The organism is Nocardia sp. NPDC024068 (assembly GCF_040638875.1).
Lineage (GTDB): Bacteria > Actinomycetota > Actinomycetes > Mycobacteriales > Mycobacteriaceae > Nocardia.
In genome coordinates this window covers 1-21,088 of record NZ_JBEZYU010000006.1, presented here as the reverse complement: position 1 = coordinate 21,088, position 21,088 = coordinate 1, and the positions used below count along the sequence as shown (strand labels likewise).

At 70.1% G+C, this 21,088-nt stretch carries 18 protein-coding genes and 1 pseudogene; 14 read left to right on the top strand and 5 right to left on the bottom strand.

Annotated features, from left to right (window positions below):
• The first annotated feature begins 2 nt into the window (after positions 1 to 2).
• Positions 3 to 1,031 (top strand): SDR family oxidoreductase, encoded by a 1,029-nt coding sequence (locus AB0F41_RS09165; protein WP_357422255.1) that lies wholly within the window; start codon positions 3 to 5, stop codon positions 1,029 to 1,031.
• Here the strand turns inward: AB0F41_RS09165 and rfbC are convergent.
• Entirely contained in the window at positions 1,015 to 1,581 is a 567-nt protein-coding gene (gene rfbC, locus AB0F41_RS09160; protein ID WP_357422254.1) for a dTDP-4-dehydrorhamnose 3,5-epimerase, read from the bottom strand. The two genes, AB0F41_RS09165 and rfbC, sit on opposite strands and share 17 nt — an antisense overlap.
• 14 nt (positions 1,582 to 1,595) lie before the next feature.
• Here rfbC and AB0F41_RS09155 point away from each other — a divergent pair, with 14 nt between their 5' ends.
• From AB0F41_RS09155 to AB0F41_RS09100, 12 genes are all read left to right on the top strand, one after another.
• Complete coding sequence (locus tag AB0F41_RS09155) at positions 1,596 to 2,777, top strand: methyltransferase C-terminal domain-containing protein (protein ID WP_357422253.1); 1,182 nt, start codon at positions 1,596 to 1,598, stop codon at positions 2,775 to 2,777.
• 128 nt (positions 2,778 to 2,905) lie between these two features.
• Positions 2,906 to 3,745, top strand: coding sequence for a glycosyltransferase (locus tag AB0F41_RS09150; RefSeq protein WP_357422326.1), 840 nt, complete (start codon positions 2,906 to 2,908; stop codon positions 3,743 to 3,745).
• A 26-nt stretch (positions 3,746 to 3,771) separates the two neighbouring features.
• On the top strand, positions 3,772 to 4,830 hold the full coding sequence (locus AB0F41_RS09145) for a glycosyltransferase family 4 protein (protein WP_357422325.1): 1,059 nt from the start codon (positions 3,772 to 3,774) through the stop codon (positions 4,828 to 4,830).
• On the top strand, positions 4,827 to 5,981 hold the full coding sequence (locus AB0F41_RS09140) for a glycosyltransferase family 4 protein (protein WP_357422252.1): 1,155 nt from the start codon (positions 4,827 to 4,829) through the stop codon (positions 5,979 to 5,981). The genes AB0F41_RS09145 and AB0F41_RS09140 overlap by 4 nt, the downstream gene beginning before the upstream one ends.
• Positions 5,978 to 7,453: a lipopolysaccharide biosynthesis protein gene (locus AB0F41_RS09135; RefSeq protein WP_357422251.1), complete on the top strand. Its 1,476-nt coding sequence runs from the start codon at positions 5,978 to 5,980 to the stop codon at positions 7,451 to 7,453. The genes AB0F41_RS09140 and AB0F41_RS09135 overlap by 4 nt, the downstream gene beginning before the upstream one ends.
• Positions 7,450 to 8,454 (top strand): glycosyltransferase, encoded by a 1,005-nt coding sequence (locus AB0F41_RS09130; protein ID WP_357422250.1) that lies wholly within the window; start codon positions 7,450 to 7,452, stop codon positions 8,452 to 8,454. Before AB0F41_RS09135 ends, AB0F41_RS09130 begins: the two co-directional genes overlap by 4 nt.
• A 30-nt stretch (positions 8,455 to 8,484) precedes the next feature.
• Positions 8,485 to 9,909 carry a hypothetical protein gene (locus tag AB0F41_RS09125; protein WP_357422249.1) on the top strand — a complete coding sequence of 475 codons (1,425 nt, stop codon included), beginning with the start codon at positions 8,485 to 8,487 and terminating at the stop codon, positions 9,907 to 9,909.
• The gene (locus tag AB0F41_RS09120) at positions 9,909 to 11,357 is read left to right on the top strand and encodes a hypothetical protein (protein ID WP_357422248.1); all 1,449 of its coding nucleotides are present in this window, start codon (positions 9,909 to 9,911) and stop codon (positions 11,355 to 11,357) included. The genes AB0F41_RS09125 and AB0F41_RS09120 overlap by 1 nt, the downstream gene beginning before the upstream one ends.
• Positions 11,354 to 12,736 carry a glycosyl hydrolase family 28-related protein gene (locus AB0F41_RS09115; protein WP_357422247.1) on the top strand — a complete coding sequence of 461 codons (1,383 nt, stop codon included), beginning with the start codon at positions 11,354 to 11,356 and terminating at the stop codon, positions 12,734 to 12,736. The genes AB0F41_RS09120 and AB0F41_RS09115 overlap by 4 nt, the downstream gene beginning before the upstream one ends.
• A 10-nt stretch (positions 12,737 to 12,746) precedes the next feature.
• The gene (locus AB0F41_RS09110) at positions 12,747 to 13,310 is read left to right on the top strand and encodes a YdcF family protein (protein ID WP_357422246.1); all 564 of its coding nucleotides are present in this window, start codon (positions 12,747 to 12,749) and stop codon (positions 13,308 to 13,310) included.
• A 26-nt stretch (positions 13,311 to 13,336) separates the two neighbouring features.
• On the top strand, positions 13,337 to 14,665 hold the full coding sequence (locus AB0F41_RS09105) for a glutamate-1-semialdehyde 2,1-aminomutase (RefSeq protein WP_357422324.1): 1,329 nt from the start codon (positions 13,337 to 13,339) through the stop codon (positions 14,663 to 14,665).
• Positions 14,666 to 14,727: 62 nt separating this feature from the next.
• Positions 14,728 to 15,837 carry a glycosyltransferase gene (locus AB0F41_RS09100; RefSeq protein ID WP_357422323.1) on the top strand — a complete coding sequence of 370 codons (1,110 nt, stop codon included), beginning with the start codon at positions 14,728 to 14,730 and terminating at the stop codon, positions 15,835 to 15,837.
• A gap of 10 nt (positions 15,838 to 15,847) precedes the next feature.
• Here the strand turns inward: AB0F41_RS09100 and AB0F41_RS09095 are convergent, their stop codons facing one another.
• From AB0F41_RS09095 to AB0F41_RS09085, 3 genes are all read right to left on the bottom strand, one after another.
• Positions 15,848 to 17,140, bottom strand: coding sequence for a sensor domain-containing diguanylate cyclase (locus tag AB0F41_RS09095; protein WP_357422245.1), 1,293 nt, complete (start codon positions 17,138 to 17,140; stop codon positions 15,848 to 15,850).
• 114 nt (positions 17,141 to 17,254) lie between these two features.
• Complete coding sequence (locus tag AB0F41_RS09090; protein ID WP_357422244.1) at positions 17,255 to 18,376, bottom strand: terpene synthase family protein; 1,122 nt, start codon at positions 18,374 to 18,376, stop codon at positions 17,255 to 17,257.
• An 86-nt stretch (positions 18,377 to 18,462) separates the two neighbouring features.
• Positions 18,463 to 19,107, bottom strand: coding sequence for an endonuclease (locus AB0F41_RS09085; protein ID WP_357422243.1), 645 nt, complete (start codon positions 19,105 to 19,107; stop codon positions 18,463 to 18,465).
• Positions 19,108 to 19,336: 229 nt separating this feature from the next.
• Between AB0F41_RS09085 and AB0F41_RS09080 the strand changes: the two genes are divergently transcribed.
• Entirely contained in the window at positions 19,337 to 19,828 is a 492-nt protein-coding gene (locus AB0F41_RS09080; protein ID WP_357422242.1) for a carbonic anhydrase, read from the top strand.
• A gap of 729 nt (positions 19,829 to 20,557) precedes the next feature.
• On the opposite strand, the pseudogene AB0F41_RS09075 reads toward AB0F41_RS09080, so the two are convergent.
• Positions 20,558 to 21,088 (bottom strand): annotated as a pseudogene (locus AB0F41_RS09075) (DNA-directed RNA polymerase subunit beta); the annotation flags it as partial.

The window sequence follows — 21,088 nt, the reverse complement described above, 5'->3', positions numbered from 1 at the left end:
CGATGCGTGTTCTGGTCACCGGTCATCAGGGGTACCTGGGCACCGTGATGGTTCCGGTGCTCATGGCGCGGGGGCACACCGTGCACGGGCTCGACACCGGCTGGTTCGCCGACTGTGTCCTGGGCCCGGCCCCGCAGGATCCCCCGGGCACCGTCGCCGACCTCCGCGATATCTCCCTCGACCAGGTCACCGGATTCGACGCGGTGATCCACCTGGCCGCGCTGTCCAACGATCCGCTCGGCGCCCTGAATCCCGGGATAACCCACGACATCAACCACCACGCGTCGGTGCGGTTGGCACGGCTGGCGAAGGAGGCCGGGGTCCGCCGCTTCCTGTATGCGTCGACGTGTTCGGTGTACGGCGCGGCCGGGAACGGACTGGTCGACGAGAGCGCCCCGCTGCGGCCGCTCACGCCCTACGCCGAGAGCAAGGTCCGGGTGGAGGACGATCTGGTCGAGCTGGCGGACGCGGATTTCGCGCCGGTATTCCTGCGCAACGCGACCGCTTTCGGATTCTCGCCGCGGCTGCGCGCCGATATCGTGCTGAACAACCTGGCCGGGCACGCGGTGCTGGACGGGGTGGTGAAGGTGCTCTCCGACGGCACACCGTGGCGGCCGCTGGTGCACGCTGCGGATATCGCCGAGGCCTTCGCGGTATGCCTGGAGGCGCCGTTGCCCGCGATCCACTGCCGGGCCTACAACATCGGGACCGAGGCCAACAACCGCACGGTCGCCGAGATCGCACACGCGGTGGCGGAGGTGGTGCCGGGGTCCGAAGTGCTGATCACCGGCGAGTCCGGCGCCGATCCACGGTCCTACCGGGTCGATTTCGGAGCGGCCCGGCGCGAGCTGGGTTTCGAGGCGCGCTGGACGGTGGCCGAGGGTGCGGCGCAGCTGGTGCACGAATACACCGCCCACGGATTGACCGCGGGCGGGTTCTCGGAGCGGTTCGTCCGGCTGGCGCGGTTGCGGCACCTGGGTGAATCGGGTGCGGTGGACGCGGCGCTGCGGCGGGTCAGGATCGGTGCGTGAGATGGCCCGATTCCAGCAGTTCCCGCCAGCTGCCCGCGGCGCGGTCACGCGGCGAGACCACGGTGACCTCCTGAGGCCACATAAGCGCCAGATCGGGATCGTCGTAGGCGACGGCGAGGTCTTCGGCGGGATCGTGGGGTCGATCGATGCGGTAGCAGATATCGGCGGTTTCGGTGAGCGCCTGGAAACCGTGCAGAAAGCCCGCGGGCACGTACAGATGCCGGAAATCGGTATCGTCGAGCAGGAACGCCTGATGGCGGCCGAAGGTGGGCGAGCCGGGGCGGATATCGACCAGGATGTCGTGCACCGCGCCGTGCGCACAGCGCACCAATTTGGCCTCGCCGCGCCCGCCGCGGCCGTGCATCCCGCGGATCACGCCCCGCGCCGAACGCGACTGCGAATCCTGGACGAACGTCGCCGAGGTGCCGGCGCCGACATACGCGTCGAAGATCGGCGCATCGAAGGTGCGGGTGAACAGGCCGCGGTCGTCGTGGAAGGGTTCGGGCACCAGGAGCAGCACATCGGCGAGTTCTGTCGATTCGATTCGCACCCGGTGATGGTGCCATGAGCGGTATCCGGCTCGCGGAGGCCACCGAGGCACGGACTGTCGTCCTGGATGCGCGGCGTTCCGGTGATACCGAGGACCCGCCGGGCTGCCGGGCCTGCGGTCATCCGGACGCGGAGACGGTGCTCGACCTCGGCCCGATGCCGGCCGCGGATCATTTCCCGCCCGCCGATACCCCGTCGCGGCCGGACGAGGCGGCGCATCCGCTGTCGATGGCGGTATGCCGCGGCTGCGGTCTGGCACAGCTCGTCCAGGACGGTACGACCACGGCCGAGCCGCGCGGGCTGGAGCCCCGGGCATTGCGCGAACAGGCCGTCGACGCGATACGAGGGGTCGCGTCGGCGGGTCTGTTGCGCGGCGCGACCATGCGCGAATTCGCCAGTCCGCACGGCGGAAGCTGGCTGGGGCTGCTGTCCGAGCGCGGCTACACTCCGGCGGACGGTCCGGCGGATGTCGTACTGGATTCGTTCGGCCTCATGCACGAACGCGATCAGGCCGCCGGGATCGCCGGCCGGGCCGCGGCGACCGGGCCCGCCGGCGTACTGCTGCTGCAGTACCACCCGCTGCACACGATCGCGACCACCGGACAGTGGAACGCCCTGCGGCACGGCCATTTCGCCTACTACTCCCTGCGGGTGCTGCGCGAGATGCTCGCCGGTGCCGGTATGTCGGTCGTGACGGCGTGGGATTTCGCGTTGTACGGCGGGACCGTGCTGATCGCCGCCGTGCACGGAACCGCCGCACCCGACGACGCGGTGCGCCGCGTCCTGGCGCGCGAGGCCGCGACCGGCGATCCGGAGACGCTGCGCGGGTTGCAGCGGGTGGCGGACCGGCATGCCGAACAGCTGCGGGCGACCCTGGAAACGGCGGCGGCGCGCGGCTTACGGGTCTACGCGTACGGTGCTGCGTCCCGGGCGGTGGCGCTGCTGTGCCGGGCGGGAATCCGGCGTGAGCTGCTGGCCGGGGTCGCGGACGCGTCGCCGGCCAAACAGGGGCGGCGGATGCCGGGAACCGATATCCCGGTCGTCTCCCCCGCGGAACTCATCGCCGCGCGCCCGGATCGGGTGCTGCTCACCGTCCCCGACCTGCTGCCCGAGGTCAGTGAACGGTTCCCGGAACTGGCCGGTCGCTGGCTGGTCGACGAACCCGGCCCAACTCCGTGGGAGCGGCCCATCCGGTAGCACGTGCCCTGACACCGGCCGGGCGGGAGCATCCGCGCCACCACGTCACCCGGGCAGCAGCGGCTATGCCGCGGTGCTGTCGCGATACCCCCAGCTCGTATTTCCCTGTCATTCCCACGAAAGGATCACTGGTGGCCAGCGTCTCGGTCTGTGTCCCCGCCTACGAGGCCGCGCGGACGCTCGAACAGACCCTGCGTTCGATTCTGAGCCAGGACACCGATTTCGAACTATTGGTGCTCGACAATGCCAGCACCGACGCGACCGGCGCGATCGCCGCGTCCTTCGACGACCCGCGCCTGCGGGTGGAGCGCAACGATATCCCGCTGCCCATCGGGGACAACTGGAATCGTGCGATCACGCTGTCCACCGGCGATCTCGTGAAGGTGGTGTGCGCCGACGATATTCTGCTGCCGGGTTCGCTGGCCGCGCAGATCGAGGTGATGGCCGATCCGGCGTTCGCGATCAGTTCCAGCCGATTCCAGGTGATCGATGAACAGGGCGCGCTGGTGGAGACGGGTCTCGGACTTCCCGGCCTCGACGGGGTGCGGACCGCGCGGGCGCTGGCCCGCACCATCGTCCGGCGCGGACCCGCCGAGTTCGGGCCGACCGCCGCGGCGATGTTCCGGCGCGAGCATTTCGACCGGGTGGGCGGATTGCGCGGGGATCTGGTGTTCCCGATGGATGTCGATCTGTTCGCGCGTGTGGGTCAGTTCGGGCTGTTCTTCGGACTCCCCGAGGTCGCCGCGGCCTGGCGGGCCTCCACCTTCAACCTGTGCGCGCGCACCTCCACGATCAGCAAATTGAGCGAGACGCTGCGGTTCCATCATCGCCTGGCGCGCGACATCCCGCGCCTGCTGTCGCCGCTGGACGTGACGATCGGAGATCTCCGGCTGGCGCGCACCGCGCTGGAACGGTTGCGGGTGCGGACGGGGCGGCTGCTCCGATCGCGAATCGGGTCGGACCTATGACGACCGCGGTCGCGCCGCGGGTGCATATGACGGGGTCGGAGTGGTTCGGCTCCGCGGCGGGCGGATTGAACCGCTACTTCACCGACCTCTTCGGCGCGCTGTCCGCCCGCCCCGAGATCTCGATCTCGGCCGCGGCGTTCGGTACCGCGCCGCCGGGCGGGATGTCGTGGGGACCGGTGGGTGGCTCCACCTGGCGACGCGCACGCACCGCGTACCGGCACGAACCGGCCGGCCCGGCGGCCCCGGCCGTGCTGGACCGGCATTTCACGCTCTACGGACCGCCCGCGCGGCCGTCCCGCCACCGGCGGCTCGTCGTGCATTTCCACGGGCCGTGGGCGGCGGAGAGCCGGCTGGCCGGTGGCGGCGCTGTCGCGGCGCGGGTGAAGTACACAGTGGAACGGCTGCGGGCCCGGCCCGCGGACCGGTTCGTGGTGCTGTCCGGGCATTTCCGCGATCTGCTGGTCCACGACTACCGAGTGCCGCCGGAGGCGGTCGCGGTGATCGCTCCGGGTGTGGACCTGCACCGCTTCCGGCCCGCGGCCCGGCCTGCGGAGGGCGCGCCGATCGTGCTGTGTGTCCGGCGGCTCGAGCACCGCATGGGTATCGATGTCCTGCTGCGGGCCTGGCCCGCCGTCCACGCAGCACATCCGGACGCACGGCTGGTGCTGGTCGGTACCGGCACGGCCGAGCCGGCGCTGCGCGCGCGGGCCGCGCGACTGGGTGACGGTGTCGTATTCACCGGCCCGGTCACCGATGCCGGACTCGCCGACTGGTACACGCGGGCCGCGGTCACGGTGGTCCCCTCGACCGCGCTGGAGGGTTTCGGCCTCATCGCGCTGGAATCGCTGGCGGCCGGACGCGCACCCGTCGTCACCGACTGCGGTGGTCTGCCCGATTCGGTGCGCGGGTTCGACCCGTCCCTGATCGTCGCGGCGGGCGACCCCGAGGCGCTCGCCGGCCGCCTGACGGCCGCCCTCGACGGCGCGGTCCCCGCCGCCGGCGCGTGCCGCGCCCATGCCGAAACCTTCTCCTGGGCCGTTGCCGCCGACCGGCATATCGCGCTCTACCGGGAGCTGACCGCATGATCCGCGCCGTTTTCCTCTGCCATACCGCAGCCCCGTCCGGCGCCGAACTGGCCGTGCTGCGGCTGGTGACCGCGCTGCGCCGGTCGGGCGCGGTGGATGCCTCGGTCCTGCTCACCGCCGACGGCCCGCTGGCGGACCTGCTGCGGGCCCGCGAGATTCCGGTCACTGTCCACCGCAACGGGTTCGACAGCCGATCGCTGACCGTCGCCGGATCCGGACCAGCGCGGCTGATCACCGGGGCACTGGAACTGGCGCGACTGGGCGCCGGGCTCGGTGAGACCCTCCGGGCCGGGCGGGCCGATGTGGTGGTCGCTCAGAGTACGAAAACGCTGCTCATGGGTGCGGTGGCAACGCGCCGCGCGGGTATCCCACTCGTCTGGCAGGTGCACGACCGGATCGGTGCCGATTACTTCGGCGCCGTCCTCGCGTTCGGGCTGCGCGTGCTGGGCTGGACCGTCGCGCGCGGGCTCGTCGCGAACAGCCGGGCGACCCTGCGCACCCTGTACACCCGGGGCCGGGTGGCGGCGGTCGCCTACCCGGGCATCGAGGACACCGGCCCGGTGGTACGGGCGCCGCAACGCGATCCCGGTGCGGTGCGCATCGTGATGGCCGGACGGCTGACCCGGTGGAAGGGCCACGATGTGCTGTTCCGGGCGCTCGCGCTGCTGCGGTATCGGCCCGCCGCGGTCGTCCTGGTGGGCGGCACGCACTTCGGCGAAGAGGGCTACCGGGCGGAGTTGGAGGAACGGGCCCGGGAACTGGGATCAGTTGTCGAATTCGCCGGTCACACCGAGGATCCCGCCTCGTATTTCGCCGACGCCGATATCGCGGTGCACTGTTCGGTGCTGCCGGAACCGTTCGGTCAGGTGGTAGTGGAGGCGATGCGCGCCGGATGCGCTGTGGTGGCCGCCGGCGCCGGGGGCCCCACCGAGATCGTGCGCCCGGAGGTGGACGGTCTGCTGACCGCACCCGGCGACCCGGTCGCGCTGGCCGAGGCCCTGGACCGGCTCATCGCGGATCCCGCGCTGCGCACCCGGCTGGGCGCGGCGGCCCGGGAGCGGGCCGGCGAGTTCGGGATCGCGACCACGGCGGACGGTGTCGCCGGTGTCCTCGACCGGGTGACCCGCGGGCGGGCGGTACCGGCGCGATGAACACAGCCACCGAGAACACCATCCCGATCCGGATCGTGCACCGCCACTATCCGGTATCGCTGGACGGTTTGCGGACTCCCGACTACGACCTCCCGACCGAGATCATCCCGGCGTTCGCGGACTGGCCGACGGAGAAGCTGCCGCTGATCTCCGCGCTCCAGGAGGCCGGCACCGACGGCCCGCGGACCAGAGCGGCCCGGGTCCGGGAATTCGCGATCCTGCTCCGCGATATCGCCTACGTCAGTTTCGGCAAGTACGGGCAGTACCTGGTGACGGTGGCGACCCTGCCGCTGATCGCGCGCCTGCTGGGCGCTTCCGGGATGGGTCTGCTGGCCGTCGGGATGTCGGCCTATTTCCTCGGGTCCCTGCTCGTGGATCTCGGTATCACGTCCTATCTCGCCGCCCGGGTGCAGGAGTCGGGAACCGACCGCGACGTGGTGAACCACACCCGCGGCACGTATCTGGCGATCCGGGGCGGGATTCTGGGCGTGCTCGGCGCGGTGCTGGGTGTGGCGGCGGCCGCCGCGAGCCCGGAATACCTGGTCATGGTGCTGCTGGGCTTGTTCGTGGGCGGTTTCTGGTCGATGTCGGAGGATTGGGTGCTGATCGGGCAGGGCCGGTTCGGCGCGTCGACGCTGTACCAGTCCATCGCCCGGGTGGGGTACCTGATCCTGCTGCTGACCCTGCTGCCGCGATTCCCCACCGCGCCGATGGCGATGCTGTGCCTGCTCGGTTCGGCGGTGATCGGCCTGGTACTCACATGGTGGGACACCTGGCGGGTCTTCGGCCCACCGGCACCACCGCGCGGTGCGTGGAAACTGATCCGCGCCGCGCTGCCGGTGGTGACCGGGCGGCTGCTGACCACCAGCTACGGCCAAGGTGCCGCGACGGTATACGGCGCGGTGCTCGACGCGGTATCGCTGGGCCTGTTCTCCGCCTCGGACCGGCTGGTCCGCGCGGTGCAGTCGCTACTCGACCCGATCGGGTTCGCGCTGCTGCCGCGGATGGCGAAACGCAGTAGTGAACAACGGTTCTGGCCGGATGCCTTCCGGGCGCTGGCCGTCTGCGTGGCGGCGGCCGGAGTTGCCACCGCCGCGCTGTGGGTGGCGGCGCCGCTGGTGGTGCCGCTGGTCTTCGGCGCCGAGTTCGCCGGTGCGGTGGGAGTACTGCGCCTCGAGGCACTGATCCTGCCTGCCACCACGGTGACCTCGTTCGTCACCACCGCCGTCCTGCCGGTACGGCAGGACACCGTCGGCGTCCTCATCGGTTCGGCCCTCGGCACCGTCGTGGCAGGCACCGCGCTGCTGATCGCGCTGCGCACCCATTCGGTGTGGACGTTGGCGGGCGGCATCGTGGCCGCCGAATTCGCGGTGGCGATCTGGTATCTCGCGCGGATGCGCGCACTGATCGTGCGGGAGCGCGCCGCGGGCACTCCGGTGCCCGCCGGTGCGAAGAGAAGAGGGACGCGATGAGAATTCTGTTCGTCGGTGACGACTGGCTCGGCAGTAACGCCCGCTCGCTGGCCGAGGGGTTCCGCCGGCTCGGGCACGACGTGATGGTGGTCGATTCCACCCCGGTGACGCTGCCGCCCCGGCTTTCGCCGTCGTGGCTGTACGCGAAAACCGGTGCGGGTCGCGCTCCGTGGTCGGCCGATCGGGTGCATACCAGGCTGGAGCGGGCCGCCGCCGAACTGCGCCCCGATCTGGTGTTCGGGTTCAAATCCGTCTACCTGGACCAGCGCCGCCTGCTGGAGATCCCGGCCGCCCTGCATGTGCATTACAGCCCGGACGACGTCTCCAATCCGGCGAACATCACCGCGGATTATCTCGCGCACGAGGCGGAATGGGACATGGTGGTGACCACCAAACGACACAATCTGCCCGAACTCACCGCCCGCGGCGTGCGCCGGACCCTGTTCGTACGCAGCGCCTACGACCCGGCCTGGCATCATCCGGCGGCGCGGCGTAGCAGCCGGCAGTTCCTGGTCGGTTTCATCGGCGCCTGCCGGCCCGACCGCCGGCCCGGCATGGTGTCATTGGCCCGCACCTACGGCGCCCAGCTGGTGGTCCGGGGACCGGGGTGGCGCCGGGTGCGGCAGTTGCGCACCACCCGCGCCGCGGTCGCGGGCCCGGTCTACGGCGAGGATTTCGCGATCGCGGTGGCCTCGGTGACCGCGAACCTGGTGCTGCTGAACTCCGCCAACCGCGACACCCACACCTGCCGGACCTTCGAGGTGCCCGCCTCGGGCGGCCTGTTCGTCGGCGAACGCACCGACGAACACGCCGAACTGCTCGACGACGGCACCGAGGCGTTCCTGTTCTCGAGCCGCGACGAACTCGACGAGATCCTCGAACGCTGCGCGCAATACCCGGACCAGGCGGCCAAAACCGCCGAAGCCGGGTACCGGCGCATCGTGGAGGGCGGGCACACCTACACCGACCGGGCCGAGGAGATCCTGCGTGCGCTGGACTGAACCGGCCGGTCCGGCGGCAGGCCGACGCCGATGATGATCCCGGATATCGTGACCTCGAATACGCCGCTGCTGGTGGTCGCGGCGGCACTGGCCACGCTGCTGCTCGCGGCGCTGCTGGCCCGTGGTGTGCTGCGGGTTCTGCTGATCGCGCAGACGGTCTACTGGGCGATGTCGTATATCGCACGTCCGGTGGTGCTGCTGATCGTGCGTCCCGACCCCCATTTCGGCGACAACGTCGCCGACCCGCGACTGGCCGAGATCGGGTACGACGCCGGGATCGAGGCGGTACTGCGGCCGGTGGCCTTCGGTCTCACCGTGTACGCACTGATAATCCTCGGCTACGTCCTGTGGGCGCGGCAGCGGCCACGGCCCACGCGGGCACCACTCGCCGGCGATCCGGATCTGACCGGCACGCTCTGGGTGCTCTACGTGCTGGGGACGCTGGCGCGGCTGGTGAGCGTCGCCAGTGGCGCGGCCGGGCAGGCCGGGGATGTCCAGAGCGCGTCGCCGCTACTGAGCCTGCTCACGATGCCCGCGACCCTGGGCGCCGTCGGGTTGATCGTCTTCGCCCGGCCGTCCCGGCATTCCGGCACGCTCCTGCTACTGGGCGTACTCATGGCGGGCGAACTCTGGTGGACCACAGCGACCGAGTCGAAGACACCTGTGCTCGGGGCCGCACTGGCAGTGGCCGTACGGTGCGCCCTGACCGGCTGGACGCGAGCGAAAGTCCTGGGAATCGGCGCGGTTTCGGTGGTGGGAATCGCTGGTTTCGACTGGCTGCAGTCGTTGAAGACCTCACCCCAGCTGCGCGCGGAAGCGGCCGCCGTCGACGGCGCCTACCCCACCGCGGTCCGGCCCTTCCTCAGCCTCCTGCGCCGATTCGACCTGCTGGAGGCCGCGACCGACGCCTACTACGTGGGACCGGATTCGTGGTTGTCGCCCGCCGAAGTGGTGGGGCATCTGGCTCGCAGTATGGTGCCGGTGCAATTGCTGGCGGAGGACAAACTGCATGCCGGTACGGCGTGGGCCGCCGAGGTGCGCGGCGCGTCGGTCGATATGAGCCAGGTATCGGTCTCGTTGGCCGAGGGCAATATCGCCGAGGGATATGTACTGGGCGGGACGACAGGCGTCGTCATCGGGGTGGCGTTCACCGCGATCGTGCTCGTGGGCTGGGCGCGCGCGCTCTACGCGCGGCATCTGGTTCCGGTGCTCTTCGGTATCGCGCTGATCGAGGTACCGGTGGTCTTCGAGCGCGGAATGCTCGGCAGCGCAGAAACATTGGGTAAATACCTGCAGGTCGTGGTGCTGGCCTGGCTGGTGCGGCTGGCGGTGGGCCAGTGGCGGCGCATCCATGCGCCGCCACCCGGCCCGGACCGCGAACCAGATCGAGATCCGACGATCCGGCCGGCCCGCGGGCCGGTCGGCGCGACCGTGGGAAGTGAAGGAAGACAATGATGGAACTGCCCGATTACCTGCGCCTCGTGCGCCGCTACTGGGCGGTGCTGTCGGCGGGCCTGGTGCTCGGACTGGGCCTGGCCGTATACCAGGCCGACTCGGCCCCGGAGACCTACACCGCCACCAGCACCCTGTACGTGACGATGGCGACCGGAACCTCGGTGGCCGACTCGTATCAGGGCGGGCTGGCCGCCCAGCAGCGGGTGCGTTCCTATCTGGAGCTGGTCACCAGTGATCGGGTCGTGGACCGGGTCATCGGACAGCTCGGGCTCGGCCTGGACCGCGAGGAACTACGCGCCAAGATCACCGCGGACACCCCGCCCGCGACATCGCTGCTGCGGGTCTCGGTGACCGATGCGGATCCCGAGACGGGACGGGTTCTCGCCGACCAGGTGGTGTCGCAGGTCCGGGCGCTGATCGACGAACTGGAAACCATCGAGGCCACCGCCGCCCCCGCGGCGCGGGTCGCGGTGGTCGACGCCGCGCAGACCCCCACCGAGCCGAGTAGCCCGGGCAGCACCCGGCTCCTGGCGGTGGGCGCGCTGGGCGGTCTACTGGTCGGCGCGGCGATCGCGTATCTGCTGGCTCGGCTGGACAAGAAGGTGCGCGATACCGCCGGCCTGGAGGCGTTGGGGCAGCCGGTGCTGGGCACCGTCGCGCTCGGCGGTCCCCGTGAGAGAGCCGACCTGCGCGCACTGCGCGCGCGGCTGCCCGAGGCCGACCGGATCGTGGTGACCGGACTGGGCGCACGCACCGAACCAGGGGTCGTGCTCGGCCTGGCCTCCGCGCTCGGCGCCACGAACAGCCGGGTGCTGGTGATCGACGCGGATACCACCGGCGCCGGGGTCTCCACCCTTCTGCCCGAATCGCTGCGACAGCCGGCACCGACGGAGTGGCCGGTACGCGCGGAGAACTCGGGCCGCGAACTGGTGACCGCCGCCTCCAGCCGCACCACCGCCGCGGTGCGCGGCGAGGTGTTCGACCCGCCGACGGTCAAACTGGATCTGCGCGCCGGATCCGCCGCGACCCCGCTCGAGGAGATCTCCGCACCCGCGGTACCCGGTGGGCGGGCGGCCGAGGGCCTGGCCGCGATCCTGCGCGAGGAGGCGCGCGTCGATCACACTCTCGTCCCGTGGCCGGACGAATCGGTCACGGTGCTCGCACTCGGCAGCGCCGACGATCACACCCCGGATCTGCTGGCATCCAGTCGCTTCGACACCGTTCTCCTCGAAACCGCCCAGCGGTTCGACCGAGTAATCGTCGACACCTCCCCGGCCGACGCCGCGGCCGTCGCGCCCAAGGTAACGGCGGTGCTGGGGGTGGTGCGGCTGGGGCGCGACCGCGGCGACCGGGTCCGGTCCGCGCTCGCCGCGCTCACCGCTACCGGTACCCCGGTGGCCGGTGTGGTGGCGGTGACGACGCGGCGGAGCCGGTGGCGGCGATCATGAGCGGACACGCACCCCAGCCGCCGGCCCGGCGCGGGCGTATCCAGCGCCGTGACCTGCTCGCGGCGGGGCTCGGCGCCGCCGGGATCGGGGCCGTGGCCGTGCCGTTGGCCGCCCGTGACCCGCAGTCCGCCCCGCTCGTGGTGCCCGTGGGCACGATGCCCGCGACCGTTCGCGATATCCGGGCGTTCGGAGCGGCCGGCGACGGGGTGGCCGACGATACCGAGGCCTTGGCCGCCGCGTGCCGGGCCGACGGCGCTCCGCCAGTGGTGTACCTGCCCGCCGGGGTGTACCGGATCACCGCCTGGCCGGATCTTCCCGACTATTCCGTTGTCTACGGTGACGGCGCCGATGTCACCACGGTGTTCTGTGACCGGGACACCACGCTGATCGACCTGGACGGCAAACAGCGGATCCGGTTCGCGCGGATGGGTTTCTACCTCACCGGCCCGGCCGCCACGGCCGTGCGGCTCGCGGAATGCTTCCGCTGCAGTTTCGACTCCGTCCTGCTGCGCGGTAACCATCTCGGCGACAACCATCCGCAATACACGAACCAGCGCGGGGTGGTGCTGGAAGCCAATACCGGCGGGACCGCCTTCATCGACTGCGATATCAACAATTTCGGGGTCGGTCTCGCGACCTCCTGTATCCAGAACTACGTCACCTCGTCGAAGTTCACCGGCAACCGCGTCGGGGTGCTCGGCACCGGTAACGACCACAACGCCGGGCTGGCGCTGACCAATGTGGAGTTCGTCTCCGATACCGATCCGGCCACCACCGACCGGCATCTGCTGATCGACGGCGCCGCCAACAACTGGTGGCTCACCAACGTCTGGTTCGAGGGCGCGGAGGTCGCGGTCCAGGTGGGTGCCGCGGGCCGCGGCGGGCCTTCACAGTTCGGGATGATCAACTGCAAGGTCGCCGCGCGGGCCTGCGATATCGATCTGATCCACTGCCGGCAACCGTATCTGGCGAATATCGCCTTCGACGCCGACCCCGGGAGCCGACCGGCCGAACTGCGGATCGATGAGGCCGGATGCCCGGAGGGGATCGCCGTCAACCTGATCTCGGCCGCCGGTGCCGAGGTGGATCCCGGAGCCTTCCCGCGGCACTGGCAGGTGCTGGGCCGCGGCCATACCCACCGGCCCGTCTTCACCGGTACGGTCACCGCCCGCGGGAACGGCACCGAGGAGATCCTGAACGCGGTGGCCCCCGACGGCGCCGGCCTGGCGTCGGTGCTGGCCAGCGGTGCGTGGCTGTCGGAGCGGGCCGATGCCGGTGTGGTGCTGCGGGATCCGGAGGGCGGCTACTGGCGGCTGGTGGTCGCACCGGACGGCGCCCTCCGGACGGCGCCGCTGGGCCGGGATCGCCCGGTGCGCTGAGGTGAGCGGGATGAGCGGGAGGCCCGAGGGGAGGCGCCGGGGTCGGCGGTGGCAGGTGGTCGCGTCGGGCCTGATCCTCGCGGCCCTGGCGGCCGTCGCCGGGTGGCCGGTGTTCGTGCGACCCCAGGTCGACCCGCTGCGGAACGCCGACGCGATCGTCGTCCTGGGCGGGACCCCGTACGAACGGTTCGATCTCGGGCTCGACCTGGCCCGCGCGCGCCGGGCGCCGGAGTTGCTGATCGCCGCCTCCACCGGGCTCGACGATCCCCGGATGGATCGCTACTGCCGCACCCCCTACCCCTTCCGCGTCACCTGTTTCGAACCGCGGCCGTGGACCACGCGCGGTGAGGCGCAGGAGATCCGCCGTCAGGCCGCCGCCCGGGGCTGGCGTCACATCATCGTCGTCACCTTCACCCCGCATATCTCGCGGGCCCGCTACATCGTGGACCGCTGTTTCGACGGCGAACTCACCATGGTCGCCAGTCCCGGCCGCACCGACCCGATGTTCTGGACCTGGATGTACCTGCGGCAGAGCGCCGGGTACCTGAAAGCCTTCACCGAATCCGGCTGTTGAGCCGCCGACCCCCAGGAGCGACAGTGATCACCGAATTCGGCCGCAGCGACAGGGCCCAGGCCCGACTGCACGAGCTGATTCCCGGGGGCGCGCACACCTACGCCCGCGGCGCCGACCAGTATCCCGAGCGGATGGCGCCGGTCCTGGTCCGCGGCCACGGCTGCCGTGTCGTGGACTGCGACGGCAACGAGTTCATCGAATACGGGATGGGTTTGCGCGCGGTGACCCTCGGTCACGGCTACCGCCCGGTCGTCGACGCCGTCGCCGCGGCGATCGCCGACGGGGTCGGATTCTCCCGCCCCACCGTGCTCGAACTGGCCGCCGCCGAGGATTTCCTGGCCCTGGTGCCCGGGGCGGAGATGGTGAAATTCGCCAAGAACGGGTCCGACACCACCACTGCCGCGGTGCGGCTGGCCCGCGCCGTGACGGGGCGGACCACGGTGGCCGTCTGCGCGCAGCCGTTCTTCTCCGTCGACGACTGGTTCATCGGGACGACCGCGATGCCGGCGGGAATACCGGATCAGCCGACGGTCCGCTTCCCCTACGCAGACCTTCCGGAACTGGAACGGGTACTGGCCGGCCGGGAGGTCGCCTGCGTGGTCATGGAACCGGCGACCGCCCTGCACGAACCGCCGGCCGGTTACCTGGCGGGGGTCCGGGACCTCTGCGACCGGTACGGGACCCTGCTGGTGTTCGACGAGATGATCACCGGGTTCCGCTGGGCGGCCGGTGGTGCACAGCAGGTGTACGGGGTGATTCCGGATCTCTCGTGCTGGGGCAAGGCGATGGGTAACGGTTTCCCGATCTCGGCGCTCGCCGGCCGTCGCGAATATCTGGAGCTGGGCGGCTTGGACACCGATGCCGAGAGGGTGTTCCTGCTGTCCACGACACACGGTCCGGAGTCCGGCGGGCTGGCCGCCTTCCGCGCGGTGGTACGCGCCTACGCCGCCACCGATCCGGTCGCGCGGATGGAGCACGCGGGCCGGCGGTTGCGGGCGGGATTCGAGGAGATCACCGCCGAACTCGGGATCGCCGGGCAGCTGCGGGTCGCGGGGCGGCCGTCGTGCCTGATGTTCCAGACGCTCGATCCCGGCGGCCGGCCCTCGCAGGAGTTCCGCACGCTGTTCCTGCAGGAGTTGTTGCGGCGTGGCGTTCTCGGACAGTCGTTCGTCACCTCCGCCGCCCATACCGACGCCGATATCGATCGGACCGTGGCCGCCTGCCGTGACGCCGCCGCCGTCTACCGCCGGGCGCTGGAACAGGGTTCGGTGGCCGGTTTGCTCGAGGGGCGTCCGGTGGCGCCCGCCGTACGCGCCTACGCGGCGCCCCGGCGGCTCGAAGGGGTGCTGCGGTGAGCCCGGCAACCACGTCTCCCGGCCCGGGAAAGCCCCGGGCCGCCGGTCCCGAAGACGCGGAGATCGCGATCGTCCACGAACGGTTCACCGAGTACGGCGGATCGGAAGCAGTGGTCGGCGAGCTGGCACGTATCTGGCCGCGGGCCAGGGTGTTCGCGCCGATCGTCGACCCCACGGCGGCCCCGGCGCACGCCCATCCCCCGTGGGACACCATCTCCGGCAGCCCGCTCTCCCGTATCCATGCCGCCACCGGCCGGCGTTCCCATGCCCCGCTGCTGCCGTTCGTGCCCCGCGCACTGCGCCGCCTGCCGTTGCGGGGTCGCTTCGACGCGGTGGTGATCAGCCATCACGCCTTCGCGACCCAGGCGGCGTTCGCCACCGACGCCCCGGTCATCGCCTATGTGCACAGTCCCGCCCGGTGGGCGTGGGAGCCGGAGTTCCGGGCCCGGGAGGCCGGCGGCGCGACCGGGCGCGCCGCGCTGGCCGCCCTCGGCATGCTGGCCCGCCGGGGCGAACGCGCCGCCGCCGGGCACCTCGCCGCGGTGGTCGCGAATTCCCGCGCCGTCGCCGACCGTATCCGGGACCGGTGGGAGCTGCCCGCCGCCGTCGTACACCCACCGGTGCGATTGGACCGCTTCTCGCTCGATCCGGCGGTGGCGCGCGAGGACTTCCTCCTGTTCGCCGGCCGGCTCGTCCCCTACAAGCGCCCGGATCTCGCCATCCGCGCCGCTCAGCGGGCCGGTTGCCGGCTCGTGGTGGTGGGCGATGGACGCTACCGGGCGCGGCTCGAGGCGCTGGCCGGACCGGAGACCACCTTCCTCGGCGCCGCGCCCGATGACGTCCTGGCCGATATGTACCGCCGCTGCCGCGCGCTGCTCATGCCGGGGGTGGAGGATTTCGGCATCGTCCCGGTCGAGGCGATGGCCTGTGGCGCGCCGGTACTCGCGGTGGGTGCGGGCGGCGCCCTCGATACCGTGCTGCCCGGGCGCAGCGGTGCCCATATCGCCGCCGGAGCCGATGAGGCCGTGATCGAGGGCTTCGCCGACGTGCTGCGTGACCCGGGTAGCACCGATCTGTGCCCGATGGAGATCCGGCATCATGCGGAGTCGTTCACACCCGAGGTCTTCCGCACCCGGATGGCGGAGATCGTGGCCGCGGCGGTGCACCGGTAGTCCGGCCCGGTCAGAAATCCTCCGGGCCGGGACGGATAGCGGCACCCGGGGTGTGTAGCACCCACTGGGCCTTTCCGTTGTTCTTGGCGTGATAGAGCCCCGTATCGGCGGCCTCGAGCAGCGCTTCGGCGTGGCCGTCGGTCACCGCGGTCATCACCGCGCCGATACTGGCCGACACATGAATCTCGTGACTACCGGCGTCGAGAGGTTCGGCGAGCGCGTCGAGCAGGCGGTTCGCCACCAGGGCCATCCGCTGGTCATCGACCGGCGGCGGGACCAGGGCCACGAATTCGTCGCCGCCGATCCGCGCGACCAGGCAGTCCAGTTCGGCCACACTCTGCTGCAACCGCTCGGCGACCGCGGCGAGCACCTTGTCTCCGACACCGTGTCCGAATCGGTCGTTGACGTGCTTGAACTGGTCCAGGTCCACGAAGCACAGCCCGATGCAGTCCTCGGCGACCGCACCGTTGATCGTTGCGTCCAGACGCTCCAGCAGGTGGCGGCGGTTCGGTAGTCCGGTGAGCGGATCGTGGCTGGCCTGCCGACGCAGTTCGTCACGCATACGGTGCTGTTCGGTGACGTCCTCGCCGACGGCGAGCAGATAGTTGGGATGCCCCGGGCGTCCCTCCACGAAGGTGATGGAGAACGACGCCCACCCGTAGCTACCGTCGGCGCGGGCGATCTGCTGTTCGAGTTTCACCGCGCCCCGTTTGTTGGGCACCAGACGCTCGTAGACCATTTTCCGGATGCGGGCGCGATCCTCGGGGTGAGCGAACTCGTAGACCGAGATACCGCGTAGTTGTTCCACCGGCACACCGATCATCTCGGCCAGTACCTGGTTGACGTCGAGCAGCACACCGTTGGTATCGCCGATAGCGATCGCGACAGCGGCGTTCTCGAACACCACCCGGTACCGCTCGTCCACCCGCCGCATGGCCTTATCGGGCTCTAGGGAACTGAACAGCAGGTGCCGTCGTGAACCGAACCCTTCTCCGAATTTCGCGAGCAGGATCGCCACCCGCCGCGACACCTCGTCGCCGGGATCCGGACCGGCCAGGGATCGCAGGACCGGCGCGGACGCGGCCACCACGTCGTCGGAGGTCAGGCCGGTGGTGACAAGCGCCGCACCGGCCCGGGCGCCGGCGTCGGGGTCGAAGGACGTCGCGGTCAGCGCCAGGGCCAGGTCCGAGACCAGGCTGTCCAGCAGAGCATCGAGGTCCGTGCCGCCCGGTGCGGCCCCACCCGCTGTCGTCAGCGCTTCCGACCAGGATCGGACGACCTCCTGACGTTCCGACCCCTTCATCGCACCCCTTCGTCGATTCGCCGACCTCGCCCCCGCTCGCGGATACCTGTGATCGCGGTCCGGGTGGCATCGCACCTGCCCGAATAGTGAACATACTTCCTTATCGGCCGTTGATCACTTCGGGCCGGTGGGCCGATTCTCCGCGAAAATGCTCACACCCTTGTAGCGTTGCGTGCCCAGCTGCCACACCCAGCTCGCCCGCACGCATGCGGCGAGATCGTCGAGATACCGCTGGACCTGCACCGCGAATTCCGGATCCATACCGTCGTGCCGGGCACATCGTGCCGCGACGATGTCATACCGGGACCGGAATTCGACGAGCCGGGCACGCACGAGATCGGCCGCCTCGCGGACGGCGTCCGGGAGTGTCGCGCGGGAGTTGTTCAACAGGCAGACCGGTATCAGATTGAAATCGGAGCGGTCCACGACGCACTCCTTCTCGAAGGAGAACATATCGTTCATCAACGCGCCCAATTCGGCCGTGAGCACCTGTAATCGGCGCACTTCGTCCGCGAGCCCGGCGGCCGCCAGCAGATCCCAGGACACATACTCGTCGCGCCCGAATTCGCACAATGCGATCGCCGGATACATTCCGGACACCTGGGCGCGCAGGTCGATATACTCCGCCACCGTCAGGACATCGCCGCGCGACCGGGCGTTCTGATCCCGGATCGCGGTGCGCAGATGCTCCAGCGTCGATGCCAGGAACAGGTCGAGCCACTGCGGATCGGCCAGTTCCGTGAGCCGGGTCAGCCATTCCGTCGTCGCCGACTCGAACGGGGACGGATTCTCCGGTGGGATACGGGTCTGCAGGAACCGGCACAAGCGGTCGAGGTCGGTGCGCGCCCGCTGCTGTTCGACATCGGCGAGATGCCCGAACTTCTCCCGGCCCACCGTGTCGTTGAGCCAGAACAGGATCGCGTTGAACAATCCGATCACCGCCAGCCGTTCCACGCTGACCGGGCCCGGATGCAGGTAGGGCGTCATGCTGTTGTAATGCGCCCCGCCGGGTTCGAGCCAGATGCCCTGCGCCCGGCAGTACCGCTCGACCTCCGCACAGGCCTGGTCACCGAACGCGCTCGGCCGGAAGTCCCGGCAGTAGTCGTCGATATCGAAATCCGGCGTACTGAACAATTCGCGCAACGACCAGGGTTCGCCCGCCCGCACCCAATCCTCGTACTGCGCCTGCATATCCGCGATCATCTCTTCGAACGCCGATGTATATCGAGAAGCCACGACGACTCTCCTCCCGCCTAACCAAACCCTTCCAGTCTGGTCGACGGAACCGGTCGCTGCCACTGGACCGAGCGGTCCGTGGGCCGTCAGTGCTCCCCGGCGCGAACCTCCTCGGCCAGTTCGTCGTCGCTACCGACCCGGACGAGGGCGGCCGCGAAATCGGCGGTGTGCTTCGCGGGCGCCAGCGCGGCGAGTTCCCCGGGATCGGCGGGCAGGTCGATACGTTTGGCTCCCCGCACGGCACGATCGTCGAAATACGGCCGCACCCAGGGCCACACATCCTGGACCTCGCGCAGGAAAATACTGCCGCCGGTCGGGCCGATGCCCTTGAACTGCTGGATGAGTTCACCGGCCCGTTCTATGTCGTGGTCGGCTTCCGCTGCGAGCCTGCGCAGGTCGCCGCCGTATTTGTCGAGCGCGATGGTGGCCGTCGCGCCGAGTTGGGAGGCCGCGCTTTCGTCGTAGCGGCGGTAGTGGCCGCGACCGAGCGCGTCCACCAGGTCCTGCCAGCCGGCGTCCGCGACCTTGCGCGCGGTCCCGTACCCGCTGTCCACCAGTTCCGCCGTGGCCGAGATCGCGAGATCGGCCGAGATCCGGGCGCTGAGCAATTGGGTCAGCATCAGCAGCTGGAACAGGGGGGCCGGTTTGTCGTCGAGGCGGATCCCGGCTTCGGCCGCGTAGGTGGTCCCGGCCCGGTCGAGCAGTGTATGCACAACGTCTCGCTGGCTCATGACGCCTCCTTTCTGCCGCGCGCTTACCCGGTTGCCGCCGATCCACACCCGATCGCGTTCGACCGGCCCCGCCTGGCACCGGACACAGTCCGGTGCCAGGCTCCACCTCTCGCCGGCGACACACCAGGCTTCCGCTCAGCGGGTATCTTTTACTCCCGGCCGCGGGTGCGGTCCGAGATCGTGCAGGGAGATCCACCGGAGCCAACCGTCGACGATCGGAGATCGGTGCATGACTGTCACTGATGAGTACCTGGCCAACAACGCGCAGTACGCGCAGCAGTTCAGCGGACCGCTGCCCCTGCCTCCGAGCAAAGGCGTCGCAGTGGTCGCCTGCATGGACGCGCGGCTGGACGTGTACCGGATCCTCGGGTTACAGGAGGGCGAGGCGCATGTCATCCGCAACGCCGGTGGTGTGGTCACCGATGACGAGATCCGCTCGCTGGCCATCAGTCAGCGGCTGCTCGGCACCACCGAGATAATCCTCATCCACCACACCGACTGCGGAATGCTGACCTTCACCGACGACGATTTCAAACGCTCGATCCAGGATGAGACCGGCCTCAAACCGGCCTGGTCCGCCGAGGCGTTCCCCGACCTGGACGAGGATGTGCGGCAGAGCCTGCGCCGTATCGAGGCGAGTCCGTTCGTGACCAAGACGTCCTCGCTGCGCGGATTCGTGTTCGATGTCGCCACCGGTGCGCTGGGTGAAGTGAAGGCCTGACAACCGGGCCCGCCTGAGGGGTGCCGCGTTCCCGGCGGAGGGCGGCACCCCGGACGGTGGGCCCGCGCCGGGAGGGCTCGCTGTCCCGCGCTCCGCCGGTCCTCGGACAACCCCGGTGATCGGCACCGCAAGCCGGTGCAATTGGGGGCGCTGATACGGCTTATATCCAGGCCGATTCCGGCGATATCCGAGTATGAACGAGACACACTTCCCGGCGGCGTGCCCGCTCGACCATGCCGGACGAGGTGCGACCGGCACCGGAGCGAGACGGTCGGCCCGATGACGTTGCGCTGGCTGGATAAATCAGTTCTCACCTGTCCTTTCACTCGCGGTGGACACCGCGCGCACAGTGTGCCGGCAACCCGGCTGGTGATGCGACGGGGCCGGATCGGCATACCTCCGACAGTGGCCTGTGACAGTTGCGCGGAGCACCTTCGTGACTTCGAGGAGTATCGGGGCGTACCCGTCACCGTGGTATCGCTGGACGACACGCCCGACCTGCCGGCGCCCTGCCCTTCGGCCTGGCGGTCGCATACGTGTTCGCTACAGGCCGGGCACGACGAGGGACCCGGATCGACACCGCACCGGTGCACATGCGGGGCCGATCCCGGCCCCACCGACACCGTGGCCGCCTCGGCCGGTATATCGGGCAGCGCCGGCAGTTTGTCGGCGTAACCGGCACCCATCGCGGCTGCCGCGCCGCGTGTCCGGCGCGGCAGCGGGCGGATGTCAGCCGGTCAGATCATCGAGGGATGGGGACTCGTCGCGGGAGAGCGTGATTCCGAGATTCGCCGCGGTGCGATGCACCTCGTCATCATCGCCTCCGGCCAGATCGACGGCAGCGCCGTCGGAGGACAGCACCTCCACGTTGAGGCACAACGACTGGAGTTCCTTGAGCAGAACCTTGAACGATTCCGGGATGCCCGGTTCCGGAATGTTCTCGCCCTTGACGATCGCCTCGTATACCTTCACGCGGCCGACCACGTCATCGGATTTGATGGTCAGCAGTTCCTGCAGGGTGTAGGCGGCGCCGTAGGCCTGCATGGCCCAGCATTCCATTTCCCCGAAACGCTGACCACCGAACTGCGCCTTACCACCCAGCGGCTGCTGCGTGATCATCGAGTACGGGCCGGTCGAGCGGGCGTGGATCTTGTCGTCGACCAGGTGGTGCAGCTTCAGGATGTACATGTAGCCCACCGCCACCGGATACGGGAACGGCTCACCGGACCGACCGTCGAACAACGTCGCCTTACCGTCGTC

Coding starts and splice junctions, on each gene's coding strand:
- AB0F41_RS09120 (WP_357422248.1), top strand. CDS start 9,909: ATGGAACTGCCCGATTACCTGCGCCTCGTGCGCCGCTACTGGGCGGTG.
- AB0F41_RS09145 (WP_357422325.1), top strand. CDS start 3,772: ATGACGGGGTCGGAGTGGTTCGGCTCCGCGGCGGGCGGATTGAACCGC.
- AB0F41_RS09095 (WP_357422245.1), bottom strand. CDS start 17,140: ATGAAGGGGTCGGAACGTCAGGAGGTCGTCCGATCCTGGTCGGAAGCG.
- AB0F41_RS09085 (WP_357422243.1), bottom strand. CDS start 19,107: ATGAGCCAGCGAGACGTTGTGCATACACTGCTCGACCGGGCCGGGACC.
- AB0F41_RS09110 (WP_357422246.1), top strand. CDS start 12,747: ATGAGCGGGAGGCCCGAGGGGAGGCGCCGGGGTCGGCGGTGGCAGGTG.
- AB0F41_RS09135 (WP_357422251.1), top strand. CDS start 5,978: ATGAACACAGCCACCGAGAACACCATCCCGATCCGGATCGTGCACCGC.
- AB0F41_RS09115 (WP_357422247.1), top strand. CDS start 11,354: ATGAGCGGACACGCACCCCAGCCGCCGGCCCGGCGCGGGCGTATCCAG.
- AB0F41_RS09130 (WP_357422250.1), top strand. CDS start 7,450: ATGAGAATTCTGTTCGTCGGTGACGACTGGCTCGGCAGTAACGCCCGC.
- AB0F41_RS09165 (WP_357422255.1), top strand. CDS start 3: ATGCGTGTTCTGGTCACCGGTCATCAGGGGTACCTGGGCACCGTGATG.
- AB0F41_RS09125 (WP_357422249.1), top strand. CDS start 8,485: ATGATGATCCCGGATATCGTGACCTCGAATACGCCGCTGCTGGTGGTC.
- AB0F41_RS09140 (WP_357422252.1), top strand. CDS start 4,827: ATGATCCGCGCCGTTTTCCTCTGCCATACCGCAGCCCCGTCCGGCGCC.
- AB0F41_RS09155 (WP_357422253.1), top strand. CDS start 1,596: ATGAGCGGTATCCGGCTCGCGGAGGCCACCGAGGCACGGACTGTCGTC.
- AB0F41_RS09080 (WP_357422242.1), top strand. CDS start 19,337: ATGACTGTCACTGATGAGTACCTGGCCAACAACGCGCAGTACGCGCAG.